Annotated in this window: 11 protein-coding genes; 5 read left to right on the forward strand and 6 right to left on the reverse strand. The window is 48.6% G+C overall.

Annotated features, from left to right (window positions below):
• Positions 1-164 precede the first annotated feature (164 nt).
• Positions 165-716 carry a hypothetical protein gene (locus NC796_RS03950; protein ID WP_310682315.1) on the reverse strand — a complete coding sequence of 184 codons (552 nt, stop codon included), beginning with the start codon at positions 714-716 and terminating at the stop codon, positions 165-167.
• 127 nt (positions 717-843) lie between these two features.
• Between NC796_RS03950 and NC796_RS03955 the strand changes: the two genes are divergently transcribed.
• Complete coding sequence (locus tag NC796_RS03955; protein WP_310682317.1) at positions 844-1,482, forward strand: S24 family peptidase; 639 nt, start codon at positions 844-846, stop codon at positions 1,480-1,482.
• Between the two features lie 603 nt (positions 1,483-2,085).
• Here NC796_RS03955 and NC796_RS03960 read toward each other — a convergent pair.
• Positions 2,086-2,409: a hypothetical protein gene (locus NC796_RS03960; protein WP_310682319.1), complete on the reverse strand. Its 324-nt coding sequence runs from the start codon at positions 2,407-2,409 to the stop codon at positions 2,086-2,088.
• 144 nt (positions 2,410-2,553) lie between these two features.
• Here NC796_RS03960 and NC796_RS03965 point away from each other — a divergent pair, with 144 nt between their 5' ends.
• Positions 2,554-3,912 (forward strand): DNA polymerase IV, encoded by a 1,359-nt coding sequence (locus NC796_RS03965; protein WP_310682321.1) that lies wholly within the window; start codon positions 2,554-2,556, stop codon positions 3,910-3,912.
• Positions 3,913-4,037: 125 nt separating this feature from the next.
• Here NC796_RS03965 and sprA read toward each other — a convergent pair whose 3' ends face one another.
• Entirely contained in the window at positions 4,038-11,213 is a 7,176-nt protein-coding gene (gene sprA, locus NC796_RS03970) for a cell surface protein SprA (RefSeq protein ID WP_310682322.1), read from the reverse strand.
• A gap of 293 nt (positions 11,214-11,506) precedes the next feature.
• Between sprA and NC796_RS03975 the strand changes: the two genes are divergently transcribed.
• A complete protein-coding gene (locus tag NC796_RS03975; protein ID WP_310682324.1) occupies positions 11,507-12,958 on the forward strand; it encodes an LptF/LptG family permease in 1,452 nt (483 codons plus the stop codon).
• Positions 12,948-14,030: an LptF/LptG family permease gene (locus NC796_RS03980; RefSeq protein ID WP_310682326.1), complete on the forward strand. Its 1,083-nt coding sequence runs from the start codon at positions 12,948-12,950 to the stop codon at positions 14,028-14,030. Before NC796_RS03975 ends, NC796_RS03980 begins: the two co-directional genes overlap by 11 nt.
• A gap of 48 nt (positions 14,031-14,078) precedes the next feature.
• Here the strand turns inward: NC796_RS03980 and NC796_RS03985 are convergent, their stop codons facing one another.
• From NC796_RS03985 to NC796_RS03995, 3 genes are all read right to left on the reverse strand, one after another.
• Positions 14,079-15,521 (reverse strand): sulfatase, encoded by a 1,443-nt coding sequence (locus NC796_RS03985; protein ID WP_310682328.1) that lies wholly within the window; start codon positions 15,519-15,521, stop codon positions 14,079-14,081.
• Positions 15,522-15,589: 68 nt separating this feature from the next.
• On the reverse strand, positions 15,590-18,199 hold the full coding sequence (locus NC796_RS03990) for an alkaline phosphatase D family protein (protein WP_310682330.1): 2,610 nt from the start codon (positions 18,197-18,199) through the stop codon (positions 15,590-15,592).
• A 48-nt stretch (positions 18,200-18,247) separates the two neighbouring features.
• Positions 18,248-20,056 (reverse strand): arylsulfatase, encoded by a 1,809-nt coding sequence (locus NC796_RS03995; protein WP_310682332.1) that lies wholly within the window; start codon positions 20,054-20,056, stop codon positions 18,248-18,250.
• 257 nt (positions 20,057-20,313) lie between these two features.
• On the opposite strand from NC796_RS03995, the gene NC796_RS04000 reads away from it, so the two are divergent.
• Positions 20,314-21,756: a GH3 auxin-responsive promoter family protein gene (locus NC796_RS04000; RefSeq protein WP_310682334.1), complete on the forward strand. Its 1,443-nt coding sequence runs from the start codon at positions 20,314-20,316 to the stop codon at positions 21,754-21,756.
• Positions 21,757-21,871 lie beyond the last annotated feature (115 nt).

Below are 21,871 nucleotides of genomic sequence, written 5' to 3' on the forward strand. Positions count from 1 at the left end.
CACTCCCGGCAGCAGCTGGTCGATCAACTCATGAGCTACATCAAAGACTATAACCAGAAGAACGCAAAACCATTCAACTGGACCTATGGAAAAGAGTACCTCACGAATTAAGTGGTAATGACACTAGTGATAATCTTAGGTCCTGGAAAGGTAGTCTCCCATATTTACTGGCAACTTTTCACACCTTCTTCAACATATTGGCGGAGCTTATCTTGTTTTCTCAGATCAGTCATCCTTTCCATAAAGTCATCTCTTACAGGCTCACCCTCTATTTCTTTAAAAATATTATATGTATTTAAAGCCCCGATTATTCCATTCTCTGCAATTGCCGTTTTATTGTCCCTCTGTTTGGGATTCTCTATTGCGTAGGCAGCACCGGAGAGCAAAAATTGCATTAAAAGTTCCCCTTGATATTTACTTTCTGATTCAAGCAGTGGACCTATTATACCAGAACAGATTTGCACATGGATATCCGGAGAACCTGAAATCCATTTAAATAAATGTGCTCTTGCTTGCTTTGCGTCATGAGCCAAGGGATGCGATTCCAAGCGTCGTATATCGTTCGCTATCACTGTTAATTGCCCCTCCGAAAGCTCTCCCGTCGGTGGTTTTGAAATATCTAAAGATGAGGTGCTCGATTGAGCATTGATGTCAGTAAAAAGAACGAGGAACAAAATTGGGATAATAAATATGGATTTGCCTTTCATAGCACTCATGATGGTTAATTGTTGGGTTTAAGTTTTTTGAAATAATATTTCGTCGTTTCTCCTGAAAACTCAATCAAGACACTTTTTTTGATTTTATCAACCCAACATTTATTTTATGTACAAAATTACATAAAATATGGCACTCACTAAAAAGCGTCAGCAATTTTACGACAATCTCCTCTCCTTTTTCCGGCGGCACCTGCGGATGCCTACTCACCGCGAGGCGGCCAAGCTTAACGGACTCAAATCCGCCAACAGCTCGGTACAGTATCACCAGGCACTGGTTGCAGAGGGTTTTTTAAAAAAAGATGAAAGCGGCAATTACATCTTTTCTTCTCCTGTGGACGTTTGGCCCGGGGGCAATGACAACAATGCTGTAATCCCGGTATTGGGAGAAATTACGGCTGGAGCTATGCAGGAGGCGGTGGAATCGGACCTCGGCGAGCTCACCTTTGACCACCTATTTCCCAACGTGGACAATGTGTTTGCCCTACGCGTTAAGGGAATGAGCATGAAAGAACTCGATATCACCGACGGTGACTACGTGCTGCTTTCCAAAACGGAACTGCGCAGTGGCGAGGTAGGTGCGGTGCTCTACAATGGCGAGACTACACTAAAGAAAGTGTATAAGGAACAGAACAGGTTACGCCTGAAGCCTGCCAACCCGGAATACGACGATATCATTCTGGAACCAGGTGAATCCGAGGAGGTCCGGATTTTGGGAAAATATGTGGGTCATTTGAATGAACACGGATTGTTTAAGTCGCCATTTTAAATCTATGGCTGGTTCTGACACTCAATAATGTTATGACTTCTATTTGTCAACCAAGTGCAGGGCTTTTCTTGGTTCCCGGGTAAATTTCGTGCATTTGGAGTAATTTTTTGGTGATCTGGTAGCCTGGAACACAGGCTAAAGCTTTTCTCCCAAGTCAGTATGTTCATTTTTTTAGTGAAGAAAAAACGAACCAAAAAATCCCAGATATTCTCACTGGTTGCCACTAATCAGAGCTTTGCTTTTCCTCTTTATTCGCTTATGTGAGATCTGAGTGCAGGGATTTTCTGGACTTGGAAGGCCGAGCTAATACTTTGAATCCTTTCTTTTATAAAGATAGGATTCAGCTGTTTGAGGTAGGCTTAATTATAACGGGTGTAAAATGCTGCGAAATTTCCTTACTGAGAGAAAAATTTCTTGGTGAGAAATCCGAGCTAATGATAAAGAAATATATCTTAATTTTCTATTGAGCAATATACAATTCCCCTCTTGGGAGGGGACCAATCTGATTCGTCCAGAAGCAGAATGCGGGGTGGGTTCCCCGGGCAATTAAATTTGGAGCTGAACACCCTTTATCCCTTTGAATTCTCCACTATGTTAAAAATCTTAATCCAAAACCATCCCCGATTCTTCGTAAACCAGAAACCAGCCGATCTTTCGAGTGTCAAATACGATATCCAGGTAGCGGTCATCTTCAGTGACGAGCGTGACATGCACATGCTTGTGACCGTGCCCTACAGGCTCATCGTGCCATTTACGAACCTCCCGCACACGGTGACGCTGCCCGTTTTTCCGCAAAATCCGGATCGGCTGCAGCCGATGATTGATGCCGCGCTTCTTATCTGCAAACGAAGCTACCGTTGTGATGACAATCAGCGGTTCCGGTTCCTTTTTCTGCTCATTCGATTGCCCCTGTCCATTCTCACTCATTTTTACCCTCCTTTACCTTTAAAACCGATTATTCAATAAATCCACAAAATTTTTGGGAACCAGTTTGATTATTCCCGTTGGCTTCATACATTTATGTACAAATGTACATGTGTTAAATTATAGCAAACCCAGATGACTGTCAAGATGAATTCTACTCCACTATCCCCACTTCCCGAACTGCCAGCACCGGGTCGTTACCAGCTCCGCAAAAACGTGCATAATATCACGCGCTACCAGACCATTGCGGCCGATATGCAGCATGCCAGTTCCAAACCCAGGCTATACGTGCATGTAGATATGAATGCCTTCTATGCGCAGGTGGAACAGTTGTGTTACAATCTTCACTGTATGCCGGTGGTGGTGGGCGGATGGCGCAAAACAGATGGGACGGTAAAAGGGATTGTAGCCACCAGTTCTTATGAAGCCCGGAAGTGGGGAGTAAAAACTGGTATGAGTGCCCTTGAGGCGTATAAGCTGTGCCCTTACGTGGTGTTTAAGCAGGTAGATTATGAAAAATATCGCGCCTACAGCAAGCGTATAAAGGTAGTGCTGGACAACTTTTCATCAGATGTGGAAGCCTATAGCCTGGACGAATTTTTTATGGATATCACCTGGAAGAAAGATGCCAGCTATGAGGAGCTTGTCGAGCTGGGCTGGGATATTAAAGAAGCGGTCCGCGAGGAAACGCAACTTATAGGTAGTCTGGGTATATCAATATCCAAAACGTACGCCAAAATAGCCTCAGAAATGCATAAACCGGATGGTCTTACAGTTCTAACTGAAGAGGCTGATATCCAAGAAAAAATATGGCCTCTTAATCTCGACAATGTTTGGGGGATCGGTCGACGACGCTATACCAAACTAAAGCTTCAGGGACTGCGGACAATCAAAGATGCTATTGAGGGAGGATATCCCAAATTCCAGAAAATTTTTGGGGATTATTTTGGTAAAATGTTGTGGATGACGGCCGCCGGAAAGGATAAGGCCATTGTGATGGATGAAACGGAATATGTACCTGAACGCGTGGGCTATGGGCATACTTTTTCTACATGGACCGACGATCCCTGGAAAGTGGCGGGAGAATTTGCCAAGGCAGCCAAACAGGTATGCTATCGACTGCGAGGCTACGGAAAAAAATCAGATAAATTCGTGGGAACGGTTGGCTTCCAGGGGGCTAAAAAAGAAGGCTTCTCATTTACATTCCGTGCGCCGGGCCAAACGAACCTGGACAGCTACGTGATCCACCACTGCCTGGAAAAAGCCGTACCGATGCTTTTCCACTATAAAAAGTTCGGGCGTACATTCCGGTCCATTATGCTTAGCACTTCGGATCTGAATATGACCACCCAAACAGAACTTTTCTTCCAGGAAGATTCCAAAATGAAGCGGATGTACCAGGCGATAGACTACCTCAACAACCGCTTCGGACTGGATACGGTTAATCACGGCATCGCCAAGTTTGATGTAAAAGGGCATACCCATTTCAAGGAGCGGTCGATGTGATTTTCAGTAGGAGCAGTCAGAGATCCACCGGAAGCTATTGCACAAAGTGTCACAAAAGATACACAAAGCTACCCAAAGGGAATAACTCTGTGACTCCATTGTGTTCTCCAGTGTTTAACGCTTGATTAATTCGAGCGGATCGAGACCACTACGTTAAACCGGATGTCGTGATCGGTGCGGGCGTAGACGCCGGTGGATTTGGGAATCAGGCGGCTGTAGGTGTATTCGAAATTGGCTTTGATGGTTTGAGAGAACTGGTATCCCACAATAGCTGATCCGTTTACGCGCGACTGTCCTGTGATAGGTCCGGGTTGAAAATCGTAGCTGTCGACGTCTTTCACGATCGTATTGTGATCGGCTTGCAGGGCATTGGCCAGATCGGAGTTCAGAACCAGTTTTTGCTCGGTATCTTCCAGGTAGCTGGTATTCAGGGTAAAATCAACGGCATTTTCAATACGCGGGAAAAAGGGAATTTTAAAGTCCCGCACCGTATAGCTGAATGAAAATTTAAACCCTCGTGAAAATCGCTCGGTCACGGTGGTGTTGGAGAGGGCAAGGCTCGTGATCTTGCTCCAATCATATTGCAGGTTGGTTCTCAGGTTGGAATCCCACGTTATGTTGAGCCCCACCAACGGGCTGAATTTTTTCTCTATAGTAATCGAAGTCGGCTCGTATTCCGGCAGATAATCCCGGATGGTATAGGCGCCCAGGGATAATGGCTGCAGCTCTCCACTCCCGGAGTTCAAAACCCAACCCAGGCGATACTGGCCACTATAGCTGTGATTTATGGACGCTCTCGACATCCATTCCCCCACAAACGGGAAAATATTCTCAAATCCGGACCAGACGACCCGCCAGCCCGGCTGTGGGAACGGCGTAAATTCGCGCTTGCCAATGGCCCCGGTCCCCATCCCCAGGTATGCTTTCCGGAAGTCCTCCTGCAGTGACAGTTTGCCCAATACGGTACTGCCATCTCCATTACCGGTACTGTCAGCAATAATGTCATTTTGATCGTTGATATCGTCAAACGCTCTCCCCAGCTGAGCGTGGAAAAGATCTGCATAACCACCGCCGAAAGCCCACACACTGGAATTGATATTCCCGTTTCGCGTTCGCACAGAGGTTCTCATCTGGTCGGGCTGCAAGGTGAGCGTCCGTGTACTGGTAACATCCCACTTGCTACTCCAGGTCAAATCAATAGAAAAGTTTTCAAATGGCGTCAGCCGAGTCCCGACGGTGATATCGTCTGTGTAATTTTTATTCGATGGTATCTGGATCGATTGGTCTCCACTGGGATTACCTACAAGTTGTCCGGCCCCGATGCGGTCGCTCCACCCTGTACGATATGAGAACGGCGGTGAAAAGTCATCTCCCCCGGTGTTAAACATGTAAAATATCTGGGAATCGCCGCTGTACCCAGCCTGTTGTGATCGTTTGGTGTTGTTGAAGGAGATATCAATGGATTGAAAACTCAGCAATGCCTGGGCGCCCTCTTTCAGGATAACTCCTATCCCATCACCAGATCCATTTTCGGCCTCTCCGTCTTCAGCTCCCACCTGCTGAGGTGGACCGGTGTTGCTGTTCTCTTCATGTAGCCGCTGGTACCATCCCATCCGGTTTAGCAGGTCGCGGATATCCAGTTCCAGGTTCTGGGTAACATTGAGATTGTTGGTTAGCGTGGCTCCCAGGTTCGATCCCTGTGGGCTGTTTCGCCACTGGTACCCCCCGTTGTAGTTTGCCGAATAACTGGTCCAGCTCAATGCTTCGACAGAGCTGAGCCGGGGCTGCCATGCCGCAGAATACGCCTCCTCATAATTGCTTCGGCGGGATCTGAGCGTATCAAAAATCAGGTCCTCAAAAACATCAAACGTGGGGCGAACATCAAACGCGCTGCTGTCGGCCGGGTTGTCGCTTATTGCGGGCCTCGTCCCTGCAGAAGAGAGGTCAAACACCGTACGAGACTGGAAGGAGGTGCGAATGGAAGGCGTCAGATTATAACCCAGGCCAAAGTTGGTGTTGTAGGAAAAATTATGACTCTGCTGGAGCGGTACATTCTGTTGGCCGTCAAGCACGCGACGCCTCCGCTCATCATAGTTCCGGTCTACGCCTGCTGAAGCATTGAGGGATGAGGGCGTGTAGCCGAGTTGCAACCCGGACAGTGAACTGAGCAACGGTACACTTCCCAGGAAACCAAATGGCCTAAACAGCTTCGTCTGCCTGAAGTTAATGTTATACCGGATCGAGCCGTTGTAATTCCAGTTATTTTGAAATCGGTATTCCGGGTTTCGCTGGTCGGTGGTATTGTAAACAAAGTTCAGGTTGGTATTATCGAGCGTATATTGGGCGATCCTGGATTGTGATTCCCGCTTGGTCACATTCGATAGGTTGATGGAGTAGCTCTCAGAAACGGTCTGGCTCTCCCTGATTTTTTGGTTGATAATCGACTCCTGCTCCTGCTCATTTATATCATCCCGGTTGCGAACAGCCTGCTCAAATTCAGAAAGACGCACGTCACCCTGGTTGGGCAGGAAACGCGGGGTGCTGGTAGAACGACGGGTGGACACTGTAACTGGGATATTCCATCCAAAACGATCGGGAATAAACTTGTGCAGATTAAAGGTGGAATTGAGATCATACGCCAACACATCCGATACGCGCCGCTGTCCCAACCGGGAGTTCAACGACCCAAAGCCATCCGTTTCCCGGTTCACATTCGCGTTGACAGTCGCCAGGTCAGCCAGTTGAAGCTCTGCTTTGGCATTGGCCGCCCATCCCTTGCGGTTATCAAAGCCCGAAACACGAAGTTCATTCAACCAAAACTCCGCATCCAGCGATGAGGTCCCCACATCCGGGTTCTCGGGATCAAATGGATTGCGTATCCCCATCCCGATCTCCCCGATCCGGTCGAGCGACGGATTTCCCTTGATCGCCACTTCCGCGCCGGGTGGTGCATTTTGCAGCAGGTCGGGACGCGAAAATACCTCTGAGGGATCCATACCCTGCTGGTCCCGGATCTGTTTCAGCTCATTGAACGCCCGCAATACAATATTCACGCTATTCTGATTACTCAGCCAGACCTCCTCCGACTCCTGCTCGCGCTCGGCGTCGGTGAGCTCCGAAAGTGGTTTGGATGAAAAAGGAAATGTATCATCGGTGGGGGTTATCGGCTGGCGGTACTCGTAGTAGTTGTTCACCAAATCAGTCCCAAAACGCATCACAAGCTGGGCATCTTCCCGGTTTTCGTATCCCTCTCCATGCACAAACATACGCAGGTTGGAATAATTAACCATGTTGAGTCCGCCGGGGTAGACCCGCTTCACCATCTTCACCTCCTGGGGACCCAGGTTCTGTGTTTCCAGCACAATGGACTGCTCATTGGCTACCGTCTGGCGCTGTTGACTACGATTTTTTGAACGAATTGCTCCTTCGGGAATACGATACGGAACCGGGCGGCGACGGCTGTTCTCCTCGATGTTGACGGATGAAATCCGAAGATCGGCCTGTGAAGTCTGGTTTTGATCCACATTTTCCGCTGGCCGCCATTGACTACCCACCAGCTCGAAAGTGGCAAAACGCATAGTAAACGGCTTTTCATACCCCGAAAACCAAACCCTGATGTAGGAGATATTCTGGAAATTATTGATCCCTCCTACTTTGCGAATATAGTCCTTAAGCGGGATACGCACCTGGTACCAGCGGTTCTCCTGGCTGGAGCCCGGCACTTTGTCCACAATGTAATTGTCGGGATTTCCCACCTCCAACTCATCAAAGTCCGCCGGGTTCCAATGCACCTCATATTGAAAATAGGCGTTGTTCTGCTCTACGATGGAGGGCGTAATTAATCCCTCTGCATCCGGGCGGTTGGTGACGGCCCGTTTGTCATCCTGGCTGTTGAGGGGCGTATTACCTTCATGATATCCATACATCCGGTGGAAACGCACGTGCAGCGGCTCATCTGAGACCTCGTCCTGCCCGTAGTACACATAATCATCATTTGAGGGGTCATTTCTTATTTGCTGAAATTCCTGGGAATCGGCACCATAGATGGCACGCATCTCATTCAGGTAGCTGTTGAATAGCTGCAGCTCATTTTTCCGATCAATTCCCTCCGTGTTGGGAGCACCATCAAGCCCTACGTCCTCCAGGCTTCGGTTTTCATTCGAAAACTGGCCCTCCGGCGCCGGTGGTGGTATCGGGATATAGGAACGAGCATTGCCGCCCAGGATATCTTCCTGCAGGTCATCCGGGCGTTTGGCAAGTCCATCCTCGCTGTTCGACTTAAAGTTCGGAACCACATCCTCTGAAACGATACCAACATCAATGTAAATGGTCCCTTCATAATCCTCCAGGTCCGGGGCATTGGGGTCGCGCCCGCCAGGCAGCACCGATTGCACCCAAAACTCCAGGAATTCGATGTTATTCTGTGTCAAATCCTCCTGTCCAGAAGGCAGCGTGGTCGTCATCCCGCCCCACATACGGTTGGGCTCATTCTCTGTGATATTCTGGATATCGGTGTTATAATTATATGGACCCCGTGTTGTGGGATCATAAAAGACATCCAGGGTGCTGATGTAGTTTTCCTCGGAAAGCACATCCCGGTTCGGAAACACGTCGGTAACCTGTACCTGCCGCGATTCCGGCGTCCGCTCTACCGAACCCAGAATATCTTCAATATTTTGGGGGATGGTGTACCAGGCAAATTGCCCCCGCAGGTCGGAACGCGCAATCTTGTCATTCAACGTGACGTTGGGGGTTTGTGGAGGTGTTTCCCCAAAGTAAGGCTCATCGGGAGCATAGCCGGGTATAGCTGCCGGTGCCGCAGCAAGGCTCCATCGCGAGGGTCTCAGGAAGCTTAAGCTGATGTCGGTGCCCTCGAAATCATCTACAAATACCAACCCGTTCTCCTCATCCTGGAACAGCTCGTTATCCTCGATCGCGTCACTTACGGCATTGGTTTGCACGACGTCGGGCCGGAGCTGTGCAAACTCGCCACTCAGGGAAAAGCTGGACTCTGTCTTGGTCTGCAACAGGGGTACCCGATCGATGGCACGTGTCATCCAGGGCATATCAAACCGAGCGTTGGCGTCAAAACCGATCACAGAGTTGTTGATGGGGGCATCCCCGATCCGGATTTTATCCTGCAGTGGGCGTTCCTTGAGCTTGAAATAGGTACTTCCCAGCGTGATGTCGCTGTTTATATGATATTCCGCGCGAACGCCGGTGAATGTTTTGCGCTCAATCTGGGTAAACTGATTGTTCTCGTATTCAATTTTGATCTCCTGTCCCTTGGCCAGGTAGCGCTCATTCAGAATGGTGATATTCCCGATCGAATAATCGACCGTGTAGTCGGTACCCTCCTGCAGCTCTTGGCCGTTGGCATACACTTTCACTGACCCTTCCACAAGTGAAAATCCGAGGGAGTAGCTGTCGGACACGCTTCCCTTCGAGGTCCCGTCGATCAGGTAGAAATTGTTCTTCGAGCTCTGGCTGGCGTTCACCTTCTTCTCGGAATAGAGCTCATTAAATGCCAGACGATCAATCTCTGGCTGAGAAATAGAGGACTGGGAAAGCACTGACGCTATTCGTCCTCCAAAAGGTTCCAGGTAGGGAAAAATAATCGTCCCGGAAACAGGATTCAGCGTACCGGAGCTGAAGTCGATCTGGTTATCCGGATTGGTGGCGCCCTGGGCATCCACGCGATCGAGGCCGAGATCCCGCAACATAATGGTATTGCGCCCCGGCAAGGTGTTTTGCGGGAGGTTCTGCTCGGTATAACTGATGTCTACTTCCAGTCCATCCTGGCTGACATTACTGACGCCCAGCGAATAGATATTCTTCATCATCAGGTCCCATGCGCTGTTGGTGGTGGTGACATTTTGCGGGCGGATTAATTTCAGAAAAATGCGGTTTCCACCACCCTGGCTTACATCCCCCACCGTTACGGTCTCTCCTGTTTGGGGATTAAGATATTTAAAAGAGATAGCCAGTGCCTGCCTGGAACCCAGGTTCCGTTTCAATGAGAGGTAACCCAATGGACGGTTGAGCTCATAATCGGCTCCCTCCTGCAGCGGGATAAAATAACCCTCGACAAACTCTGAAGGCTCAACACCAAAATCGGCTGCTGAAACACCCACGGCCGGATCGCGGTACTGGTCCAGGGTGTCTTCGGGAAAACTGTCGAGATCATCGTTGGGTGGAGCATAGCTGCTGTCCGGGTTTTGCACCACGCCCAGGTCTACCATCGCAATAGCCTGCCGTTCACCATCAAACGACTGCGTCGACTCACGCAAAATCCAGACTTTCACCTCCGAAAGCTGCAGTGCCTGCCCCAGCTGTTGCGGATTCGACATATTCTGTTCAAACTGCTGGCGAGTGAAAAAATCGAGGAAAAAGTGCGTATCATTTTCGTAGTCGGCGGGTCGTATGGAAATATCCTGCTCCTGCGCTCCGCCGGTAATGGTTTGGGTGTTACCTTCTCCCTCCTGCTGCGAAAGAACAGAGGTGACTTCAAGCGCCCCCAACTGTGCCACCGATTTGACGCCAAAAAGAGAGCTTCCACCCCGGATCAGCGTGTTGCCTGTCTCCATGGAAACGTTCCCCATCTCGAGTCGTTGTATAATCTCATCCTCATATCCCTGGTAGACGATATTAAGCCGGTTCATAAAGTCGAATTCTCGCTCGGTATCCCAGTCGGTCTGGATCGACAGCTTGTCGCCGATAGTACCCTGGATATTCAGCTTAAGACTCTGCTCAAATGTGGGGTCAATCTGTGTTTGCTGATCCTCGGGGATGTGCGGATTCTCTGTTTTCTGGATCGTCGCTCCCAGGTTCATATTCGCCGTACCGTTGACCTTCAGATTTACCTCAGGCTTCCCGAAAATCGTTGTAAATGTGGACTCTTGGCCACCGGGAATATCTACTTTAAAATCCAGGAGTCCCCGTTGCGAGGTCTGCTGCGACTCGAACTCCTGGACCAGGGTCTTCCAATTCTCTCGTTTGCTGTTCTCTATGGTACGGGCAGCATATTCTTCCTGGTCCATCACATACGGCAGGGCGATTTCAATGTCGCCAATCCTGCGCTGGCTGACGTAATTGCCCAAGGAATCACGCGCTACCCTGGTTTGCTCTTCTGACAATCTTATATAATAAATGTTGGGAATCTCATCGGGATAGGGATACGAAACGACTGGTGGCGTACGTAATATACCCAGGGAGTCCTGTTGAAGTGTATCAGCCGACGCTGACGAGGTGCTATCAGTCTGAACTTGCGAAAAAGCTGTAACAAAAGAGGAGCCCCACAAAATCAGTAAAACTATAGCTGATACTAAATTTTTAATAAAAACATTGTGCTGCACGTAACCGCCTCAATTTTTTCTGCCTTAAACAATGCAAAACCTATTATTTTCAATGCAGTAAAAATGAGATATAAACGGCTCCTTTCTGGTAATTGGGTTACTGATCTAGCCAACGGGTTTAGAGATAATAATATTTAAATGTCTTTCTTTAAAATACTCACGTACGATGATGTATACCTATTCGCATTTGGCAAAACGGTATTATAGGCCTAATTTTAGATCATTCAAAAATGTAAGGTATGAAGCTCATATTTAACAAATTACAACGAGATGTTCTGCGGCGTCATATAGGACCTTTCGTGTTCTGTTTTCTCACCGTGATGTTCCTTCTGCTCATGCAGTTCCTGATGCTGCATATCGACAAGCTTGTGGGAAAGGGACTGCCATTGGGAATTATCATTGAGCTTATTATCACTAACCTGGCCTACATGGTTGTGCTGGCCGCTCCAATGGCTACGTTGGTAGCCTGCCTGATGGCATTCGGCAAGTTTTCAGAACTTAACGAACTGACGGCAATGCGCGCCGCGGGAGTTAACCCGTTTCATGTGATCAAACCGGTGCTGATTTCCGCCTTCTTCCTTTGCATTTTCCTGGGGTGGTTTTCCAATTACGTGCTGCCAGATGCCAACCAGCGCGCCCGCTCTCTTTTTATTGATATTCGTACAAAAAAGCCTGGTTTTGACCTAAAACCAAATGAATTCTATGATGGAATTGAGGGCTACATTTTTTTGGTCAAGAATATTAATAATGAAACCGACTCCCTTTACAACGTAACGCTGATACAAAAGCCCGACTCCGACAAAAACCGGAAAGAAGCTGTGATTAAGGCAGATCGCGGATACCTTGAAAGTAGTGCGGACGGTCAGCTTCTTACGCTCTACTTGTTTGATGGCTCCACCCTGCGCAACCTCACCCGCACCAGCTCATATGATCCGGTGACGGAGGAGACTCATTTTGACCGGTACAGAATCAGTTTTGACCTGTCGGATCTTTCATTTTCGCGTTCCAACCCCGACCAGCGGACCCGGAACGATCGTACGATGAGCGCCGAGGCCATGCTTGCCGTGGTCGATTCCCTGCGTATAGAGCGAGAATCGCATATTGAAGAGTCCTTTAACCAGGACAACAGTTTCACCCCCCCGGCCGATACCACAGAGATAACCCGGCAAACCTACCAGTTGCAAGTAAGCTCCAACAGAACGGGAGTTGCTGATACCGTGGACAAAGTAAAAAGTGAATACCTGGCGGTAAACCTGATGAAAAACAGGAAAAACCAGCTTGGACTGGCGGAAATGGCGATCTCTGACCTGCGGAAATACAAATCAAATGTCGAGAACCTTAAAACAAACGTCAGCTGGAGAGATTCTCGCATTTCCCGGTACCTGGTGGAAGTGCACAAGAAGTTCTCCATTCCGTTTGCGTGCCTCATTTTTGTATTGATTGGTGCTCCTATCGGTATGTTTACCAAGAAGGGAAATATCGGGTATGCCGCGCTGTTTGGCACTGGGTTTTTGACGTTTTACTGGATTAGCCTAATCCAGGGAGAAAAAATGGCCGACCGGCTCTTCATTACTCCTTTTTGGGCAATGTGGTTTTCAAACATCATTCTTGGCATAATAGGCACCTATCTTGTCGTACGACTCTGCACATCTTTCAAAATCTCAAACCTGTGGAAAAAGAGTGACTCATAAACTAGACCGATATCTTTTTCTGAGACTACTCACAATCACTGTTTTCGTACTTGCAGTGTTGATCTTCATATTCATTGTGATCGACTTCTCCGAAAACAGTGACGATTTTACTGACAAAGGGGCTACTTTTGCGGAAATTTTCGGACAATATTATCTTAACTATATTCCGGAAATGACGCGCCTTGTCATACCGGTAGCCATTTTTGTGGCCTGCCTCTACCTCACCGGACAGATGGCCGACCGCCTGGAAATTGTGGCACTGAAAGCCGCGGGCATAAGTTTGTACCGACTACTCATACCCTACCTCGCATTTGGCCTTTTAATGGCGGGCATTATCAGCTATCTTGATGGTTTTGTTATTCCCAATTCCAATGCCCAGCGTATAGAGTTCGAAAAAAAATATCTGCAGTCGAAGAATCAGAATGTCGATAGTGATCAGATATACCGGCAGGACAGTGAAAATAATATCTATAAGTTCCAGTACTATAGCCCCAAAGACTCGCTGGCGCGCCGTATCCAAACCACGAAATTCGAGGGTGACAGCGTTGTAGAAACAGCGGATATTGCGCGCATGAAATGGATGCCTGAGACGAAGCAGTGGAGAATGCTGAATGTAAGGAGGCGCCAATACGTGCCTAATGGCTATGTGGATGAACACGTAGATACTATGATCGTTTCACTGAGCATCTATCCCCAAGACCTGGCCCGCACATCATCAGATATTTACCAGCTCACCTATCCCGAGGCTCAAGATTATATAGAATCGCTCCAGCGTAGTGGGGCTACCGGCATCAGTCTCCCAAAAATCCAGTTCTATGGGCGTTTGGCGTACCCGATATCTATAATTGTCGTATCTATTATTGGGTTTTCGATTGCATCCGTTCGCAGGAAAGGGGGCAAAGGATTTTATATCGCTGCCGGTTTGACGATCAGCTTTCTATATCTCGCTTTTATGAAAGTAATTGAACCTTTTGGTGCGGAAGGGGCTATAGAACCGATTATAGCAGCCCTGCTGCCCCATACCTTTTTCTTTATCGTGGGATTGGGCCTGCTTTTCTCGGCGCGTAAATAGTGTGATTAGTGGAATACAGGATCCCAAAAGTTACACTCCGAACAAGTTTTATTCCTGCTGTAAATTCCGCATAGGTGGAATCTCTTTTGAGAACCACACCCCGGTCATCCGATCGGTATGATCGGCTCGGGTGCGAACATATGGGGGAAAGTCGCCCGTATTCTTGATCCATTCATCAAGCTGCTGGGCCAACTCACGCGCTTTCTGCCAATAGTCTGAATCCGCAGCTACGTTGCGTATCTCCCAGGGATCTTCCTGCAGATCATAGAGCTCAATACGCGGTCTGGGCACCTCGAACAATCGCGACTGGGCGTGAGTCAAGGTCCCCTCTTTTTTGAGTCGGATCAAACTGCGAAATGAGGCACTGCCACCGATATCGGCAGGCGTGCCATGAGGCAGATCGATATACGCATTTTTAATCAGCTTATAACGGTCAGTGCGCAAACTCCGGATATGCTCATCACAGTCATGCCAGTTTCGTTCACTGAACACATATTTTCTCCCCGGCAAGGTTTGATCAAAAAGGACCGGCAAGATGCTCTCTCCCTGCATGTGATCGGGCACTGCATGTCCTGAAAGCTCTAACAGCGTTGGGGCCAGATCAATAACACTTGTCAGCTCTTTGTAGCGGCTGCCCGGTTCAATCCGTTTCGGCCAGTTGAATATCAGTGGCGTTCGAATTCCTGCATCGTATACGGTCCCCTTCGCTCTCGGAAATGGAGCCCCGTTATCGCTCAGGAAAATGATCAGGGTGTTCTGCCGTTCACCGCGCTGCTCCAGTTCCTCGATAAAATGACCGATCTGATCGTCCATCCGGCTTATCTCGTCATAATATCGGGCAATATCTTCCCTCGTTTCTAAATCATCGACCAAATATGGTGGTACAAGGACATCTTCTGGGTCATGACGAGACGGGGCATCGTCATAGGGACGATGGGGATCACTAAATCCCACCCACAGGAAAAAGGGGCTTTGATCCGCATTATCCAAAAACGAGGGAAACGCTTTCGAGAGCTCCTCGCTGTACCAGTCGAACTGGGCATCAGCGTGGGGGCCGTAATGTGTTTTTTTCATATGACCGGTGAAATATCCCTGATCAGCCAGGTAGCCAGGTACAATCCGCGTACCCTCGGGCAGGGGCATGTGTAAATCTTCCGCTCCCGTAGCGTGGGGATACAATCCCGAAAGCATCGAAATACGCGATGGACTGCACTGTGCCGTGGTTAGAAATGCTTTCTCAAATAGTAGACCGTTACTGGCCAGCCGGTCAATATTGGGCGTTTTTATCGTTTGGTTTCCATAGGCCCCGGAGTCTCTCCAGCCTGCGTCATCAGCCACAAATACTATGATATTTGAGGGCTCCTCAACATGTAGAGACTGGCCTTGTCCCATGACCGATGCGGTATACATCAATAAGAAAATTGCAGAGAGGATACTGGCCTTCATAAAATTGGAAGGAACTGTACTCTTTAGGCCGTAACACAATTTCATATCTCGTTGTTTTTGATTAGCGAAGAGTGAAGGTCATTCTATGCGATCTGACCAACTATTTAATCTTCTTAAAATTTACAAACAATCGGCCCTTCATCAGCTGGACTTACTGAATCAAACTCTTGCCACTCGTCTGTATCCGGTTCTCCAATTCGCAGGCGGTGACTTTCCACCTCAAATACTTTTGGCCGGAACGTGCGTCCCTTGATACGCAGTGCATACTCCAGCTCACCGGTAGCTTGATTATAAACTTCCACAACCGGGTTCTCGATGCCTTCCACAATAATTTCCGGCAGGTAAGCCACCGCCTCCCTACCGTAATTGTCTTCCTGGCGAATGACCACCGGCCATCCATCAAACTGTCCCCCCGGATTTGCCTCCGGATCGACATACCGCGGCCAGCATTCCACGGTGATGGTCCGCTCCGATTTGTCAAACGTAACGATGCCATAACCCGTGGCACGATCATAAATGATAGCCGGCTCACGGTTGGTCTGCACGGGGTTCCCGACTGCATACACTGTCATTTTGTTGCCAAAACCATCTTCGAAATTGCCGGTATTTTTGGGACGCCCGGGCAGAGGTCTGTGCCCTTTTCCAACCGGGGGCCACCAGCGCCGCGGCCATACATTGTTAAGTGCCGGTCCCGCAAAGCCAAACCCGGCATCGCCAAACTCCTCAATCCCGTAATGTACCGTGCTTGCCAAGTGCTGGTCCCCGGCGATGTGGAAAGCGAATCCTTTGCGGATAGTTTTGAGAGCTTCATCCCGACCTTTCTGTGGCCAGCCGTTGGAGTCCATGTCGGTCGTAGGGGCATCACCCTTCACATATTTTCCGCGCTCGGGGATCTCCAGCTTGGGTACAACCTGATCGAGCACGCTTCCCTCCGGCAGGGTTGCCAGCGTGCAGAAATTGGTTTGCGATAGTACCGCCTTCATCTCGGTGCCATTACTCCAGTCGGCTGCCCAATCCCGCAGAAATGAAATCTGACGCTCCCCGAGCAGGTCCGCATCAATATCGTAGTAATCCCTGATTTCAAACTCCCGGTTCTGGATGAAGCCGTTGACAACCTTGGCTTCTTCCGGTAACACATTTTTGGGTGCTGTTTTAAACTTCCGATCCTCAATGATAGCAAAACTTATTCCGCCATATTTCCAGCCGGTGTAATAGACGCTGATGTCTTGCTTAACCGGGGTTGGATCGTAAGGTTCGGGGAGATTGCTGGTCAGGCAGCGCTGCACCATGTTTACCCACTCCGGCGGCATTTTATAGCCGCCCTCGTCCTGTGAGTCGTATCCCCAGCCTTTTTCTACCGGGGCATCCCCACCGCCTTCTCCCCAAATGTTGCCATGGTAGACGTCATGATCGTCCGGGATAAATGCGGATGGAATATGACGGAAGATATCGCGGTATGACCAGCCAAACATATACCACTTTCGAAGGAAATCGAGGCTTGCTTTCTCTACCGGCGAACGCTGAACGCCAAATCCACCGTGGCTTTCATAGATCTGATCGCCCAAAAATACGGCCATGTCGGGCTGGTACTTCCCCACATGTTCCACCACTTCATTATTCGGGAATCCATAATGACTATTACAGCTGAATACCGCCGTTTTCAACTTGTCGGAATCCGTCGGGTTAGCTGCGATCGTACCTTCGTAATGAAATTCCTCCTCTCCGGTATTTAGAGGAAGCAGAATAGTAATTCGATAAGGGATCTTTTCCCCATATTCCCAGTTTTCAACACGAAAATGAGCAGTCCGGGACATCGAATCTACTGTTGTTTCCTGGACTAAACTCCACCTGTTATTTTCCCTGATCTGCAATGCTACCCTATGCCCTTCAATCTTTTCGATGGGTGCAAGCTGGGCGGTCATCTTCAAAATTCCGCTATCAAGGGTGTACTGGGCAAAACAGATCGGCCCGTACGTTTGCTGTGGATGAACACGAACTTTATCACCTGTTATTTTCCACGCACTGAACGCGACAGAGGGGGACTCCCCATCCCGGTCCTCTGACTGAAAGTGAGATACAAGTGCTACATTTCCGGCCAGCTGGGACTGTTTCGGGCCGTCGCTTTTAAATGCACTCAGTGTTTTCCCCGATGCCGGATCAACCGCCGATATTGAAATCAACGTCCCCCCGCCTTTAGCCCGTATGCCTTCGACCACCAGCCGAATGGGATTATCGAGTGGTATCGATTTCGCGCTCAACTGATCTCCAACAAAAAGGTTGCCCTCCACGGTTATGCCTGCCTCAAGTCCTTCACCGAAAACCGCAGCCGACCGGTAGTCTTCAAAATTTCCTTTCGCCCCGATCCGGAAGCCCACATAATCTTCCGGGGATTCAGTGAGATTCAGAACCTCAATCTCCACCTGGGTAGAAAAAGTCCCATTAAGTGGCGCCAACTGGTGGGTCAGGCAGTGCAGCGTCCGGTTATTGTCGCTGACGGCGCACTCGGCCTTCCCATCCCTTATATGCCAGTCCTGCAGCCGGTTGCCCCAGAACATTGGGCCGGTCCACTCCATGTCAGGCCAGCGATCCCACTCGCTGTTCATCGGCTCAGCGGCAGTGGCGCCTTGACCTGGTTTTGAAACAGAGAGCGACTCACTCTTTTTTAGCAGGGGTAATGAAACTGTACCCAGTAACATTGTTTTTATGCTTTCTTTGCGATCCATAAATCCCTTTTACTTTGAACTTTCCTTTTACTATTCATCCCAGATACCCTATTTATCAATTCTCGTAAACATCAGCAAACGGACATCCATCACCTGGTCCCCGGGAATCTCTTTGGCTTTAAGGGTCAACGGTCCGCGGCCCTTTTCCAGCTCAATCGTCCCCAGTTGCATCGGCCTAAAATCTTTTACATAAGATTCTATCCGTTTCACCCTGTCCTGCTGCATGCCCTCCAGCGGAGGATTGTGAGCCTCAGTAATTTTGCCTTCGACTGAACGTGACCCAAAACGCAGCGACACCGTAGACCCCACATCCTCCGGCGGACACGTGTAGTAAATTGTGACATCGTATTTCCCTTCTGCCAAGACCTCCACATCCCATGTAATGCTGTCTTTCCGGGTTGTCCAGTTGGTGAAAAATGAGGCATTCGGGTAGGGATTGGAACGCTTGACCTTTCCATGTGGCACACCATCACGCGCCGGGAGTTGGGTGTATTTGAAATCGGAATGACCCAGGGGAAATGGCCGGTCTTTGGCAATGTTATGTAATCCCACTTCTCTCTCCCAGCTTTTCACCGAATCCTTCAACGCCTTGGTTAGCCTGGAATATTTTCCAGATACATCATGATATTGCCCGCGGTCATCCTCCAGGTTGTAAAGCCGGCCTTTGTGATCAAGCCGGTAAGTACCGTTACGCACGCTGGTCCGGCCGTTCCAGTGAGAATAGATCAAGCGCTCAGGCCAAGGAGAGGCTTGTTGTAACAGCAGCGGTTTCAAACTGACACCGTCCAGCGGATGATTGGTTTTGATATCTACTCCCGCCAAGTCTGCCAGGGTAGGCAAAAGGTCTATGGCAGATGCGGTCTCTGTTACCTCCAAACCAGATTTGATTATCCCGGGCCAACGAATAAAAAGCGGCGAGCGAATGCCGCCCTCGTCCGTGGAGCCTTTTCTCCCTTTCAAGCCGTCATTCCAACGCCAGCTGTTTGGTCCATTATCACTAGCATAGACCACAATTGTATTTTCAGCAATTTCTAATTCCTCGAGCTGTTCGAAAATGCGCCCCACATTCCAATCGATGTTTTCACACATCGCAAGGGCAGCACGAGTAAATTGCAGGTTCTCCTTCTTCGGGTCTCGGTGGTGCATGGCTAGTTCTTTATTTTTAAACTTGTTCCACCACCTGTCGGGTACCTGCATTGGGGAGTGAGGAATATTGAACGGAATATACAAGAAAAAAGGGTTCTCACTGTTCTGCTTCATAAAGGACAGTGCATGGTCAGTCAGATCATTGCTCAAATAGCCTTCGCCTTGCACCAGCTTGCCGTTGCGATCCAGGAATTGCGGACTGAAATAGTCGCCCCAGTGCCCCGATGCAAAGCCGTAGAACTCATCGAATCCACGCCCATTTGGGTGATAGGGATACTGCATACCGTTGTGCCATTTCCCAAATATGGCGGTTTTATAACCCGCTCTCTTAAACAGCTCAGCGATGGTAGTTTCATCAAGTGCCAATCGCTCACCTCCTGCCGAAGTACTGTATACTCCACTACGTGGAAAATAACGGCCGGTCAGCAGCTCGGCACGGGTGGGAGAACAGACCGGGCTCACGTAAAAATTACTGAACGAAGCCCCTGATTTTGCCAAGGCATCAATCGCGGGCGTGTCAAGATTTTTATTGCCATTGATGCTCAAATCGCCCCATCCCTGGTCATCGGTAAGGATCACAATTACATTTGGAGACCTGGCCTCAGGTCCGGTTTGTTGCATTGCCACGGCTTCTGATTCCGCTATACACAAAAGTGCCGTAATAATGCCGACCAGAATGCCCCATTTTCGCAACCCGTTGTTGATCCCCATCTCTTATATCGTAACAGTAATTTACATTTTGATTGCCTACAACTTATAAAAAATCGGGCCAACAGAAATACATTTGCTAATTTTTATGGATCTAAAGATTCCCACAAACATAATGCCAAAATAATCAGTGAACTCCACACCATCTGTGGGGATAATTTATTCGGACAGGCACGTAGTGCAGGCCCTAATTAAGTGATTCAATTTTTTTCGTTAGCAAGTTTTGCTATAATCCCTCCATATTAATTTTGGATGATTGGATGCCTGATTTGGGAGTAAAAAATCTACAACTGGAAATCCTATTTAGACTGCTTTCAAAGGCTGCAGGTACTACCTATGGAAAGCAACACAACTTTACAGAGATTCAGGACTATTCTCATTTTTGTGACCAATTGCCGATCTGCTTTTATGAGGATATTGAAAGCCAAATTAGCCGGATGAAAAAGGGGGAAACCGATCTGCTATGGCCAGGAGAAATTGAACAATATGCTGTGTCAGCCGGTACTACAGGTGTAGGGAAACATCTCCCGCTTTCTGCTGAACGCCTCCGGAGCGATTACCGCTTCATGAGAAGTGTGGCATTCAGTTATCTAAAAAAATGGAGGCGAATACCCAATGTTTTTGGCAAACACCTGAGCCTGCCGGGTACTGTTGAAACGAAAAATGGAATCTCGATCGGTGAAATAAGCGGCTATACAGCACTCCATTCCCCCTGGTGGCTTCGTCCCTTTCACCTTAGAAATCCCCGGGAACTAACCCATCTTTCATTCAAGGATAAATTTGAATTAGTTCTTGATTCGGCGCTTCAGTCCGATATCAGCGTCATTGTAGCTGTTCCGAGCTGGATTTTAACACTGTTTCAACAGGCGATGCAGCGAACCGGGAAAAGCAGGGTTTCTGACATCTGGCCGTCATTGAAGCTGATGATCTGTGGTGGAGTGAAGCTTGCAAATTATCGTCCCCATCTCGAAAAACTATACGGAGAACCCGGACTCGATTTCATCGAAACTTACGGTTCTTCTGAGGGCTATTTTGCCTTTACCGATCACCTGGAGAAAGAAGATCTGAAGCTGGTACACAACAACGATATTTTTTATGAATTTATCCCGGATCCACTGCCCGAGATGGAATCGCTCAGTATTCAGCCCACCGTGCCGCTTTGGGAAGTTGAGCCCCACCGACCCTATGCTATGCTGGTTACCACCAATACCGGACTCTGGCGCTATGCCGTCAAAGATATCGTGACCTTTACTTCGGTGGATCCTCCCCGCATAAAGGTAATGGGACGATTGAATGAGATGCTGGATGATTACGGCGAGGCTCTACAACTTTACGAAGCTGAAGAGGCGATGGATAAATGCTGCGATGATTTAGGGCTTGCACACTGTGCTTTTACTGTAGGCAGCTTTTTAAAATCTGAACAGGAAATACCTTGCCATTACTGGTTCATCCAGTTCACTGCCCCCGTTCATACCCAAACCCTGGAGCGACTCTCAACGGCTATTGATGAAGAATTACGACTCAACAACCGGCACTATGCCATTCGCCGGGAAAGTGGAGCATTGGGACCACCTACGATCCGTTCCTTAACACAACAGGATGTGAATAGCTGGCTGGATTTCAGGAACAAGGGTCATGCCCAAAGCAAACTCCCCAAAATGCTTACAGATAAAGAAGACCTGTATTTTTTCCTTGATATTTAAGCTGCATAGAATATGAAATCACGGAATAGTATGATCAAAAAACATTTAGGCTCGCTCACTATTTATTAATAATGGTTAAGCAGTTCTAATAATTTACCACTATTAAATAAGCATT

This window comes from Aliifodinibius sp. S!AR15-10, assembly GCF_031569985.1.
In the GTDB taxonomy this organism is placed as follows: Bacteria; Bacteroidota; Rhodothermia; order Balneolales; family Balneolaceae; genus JAMQKA01.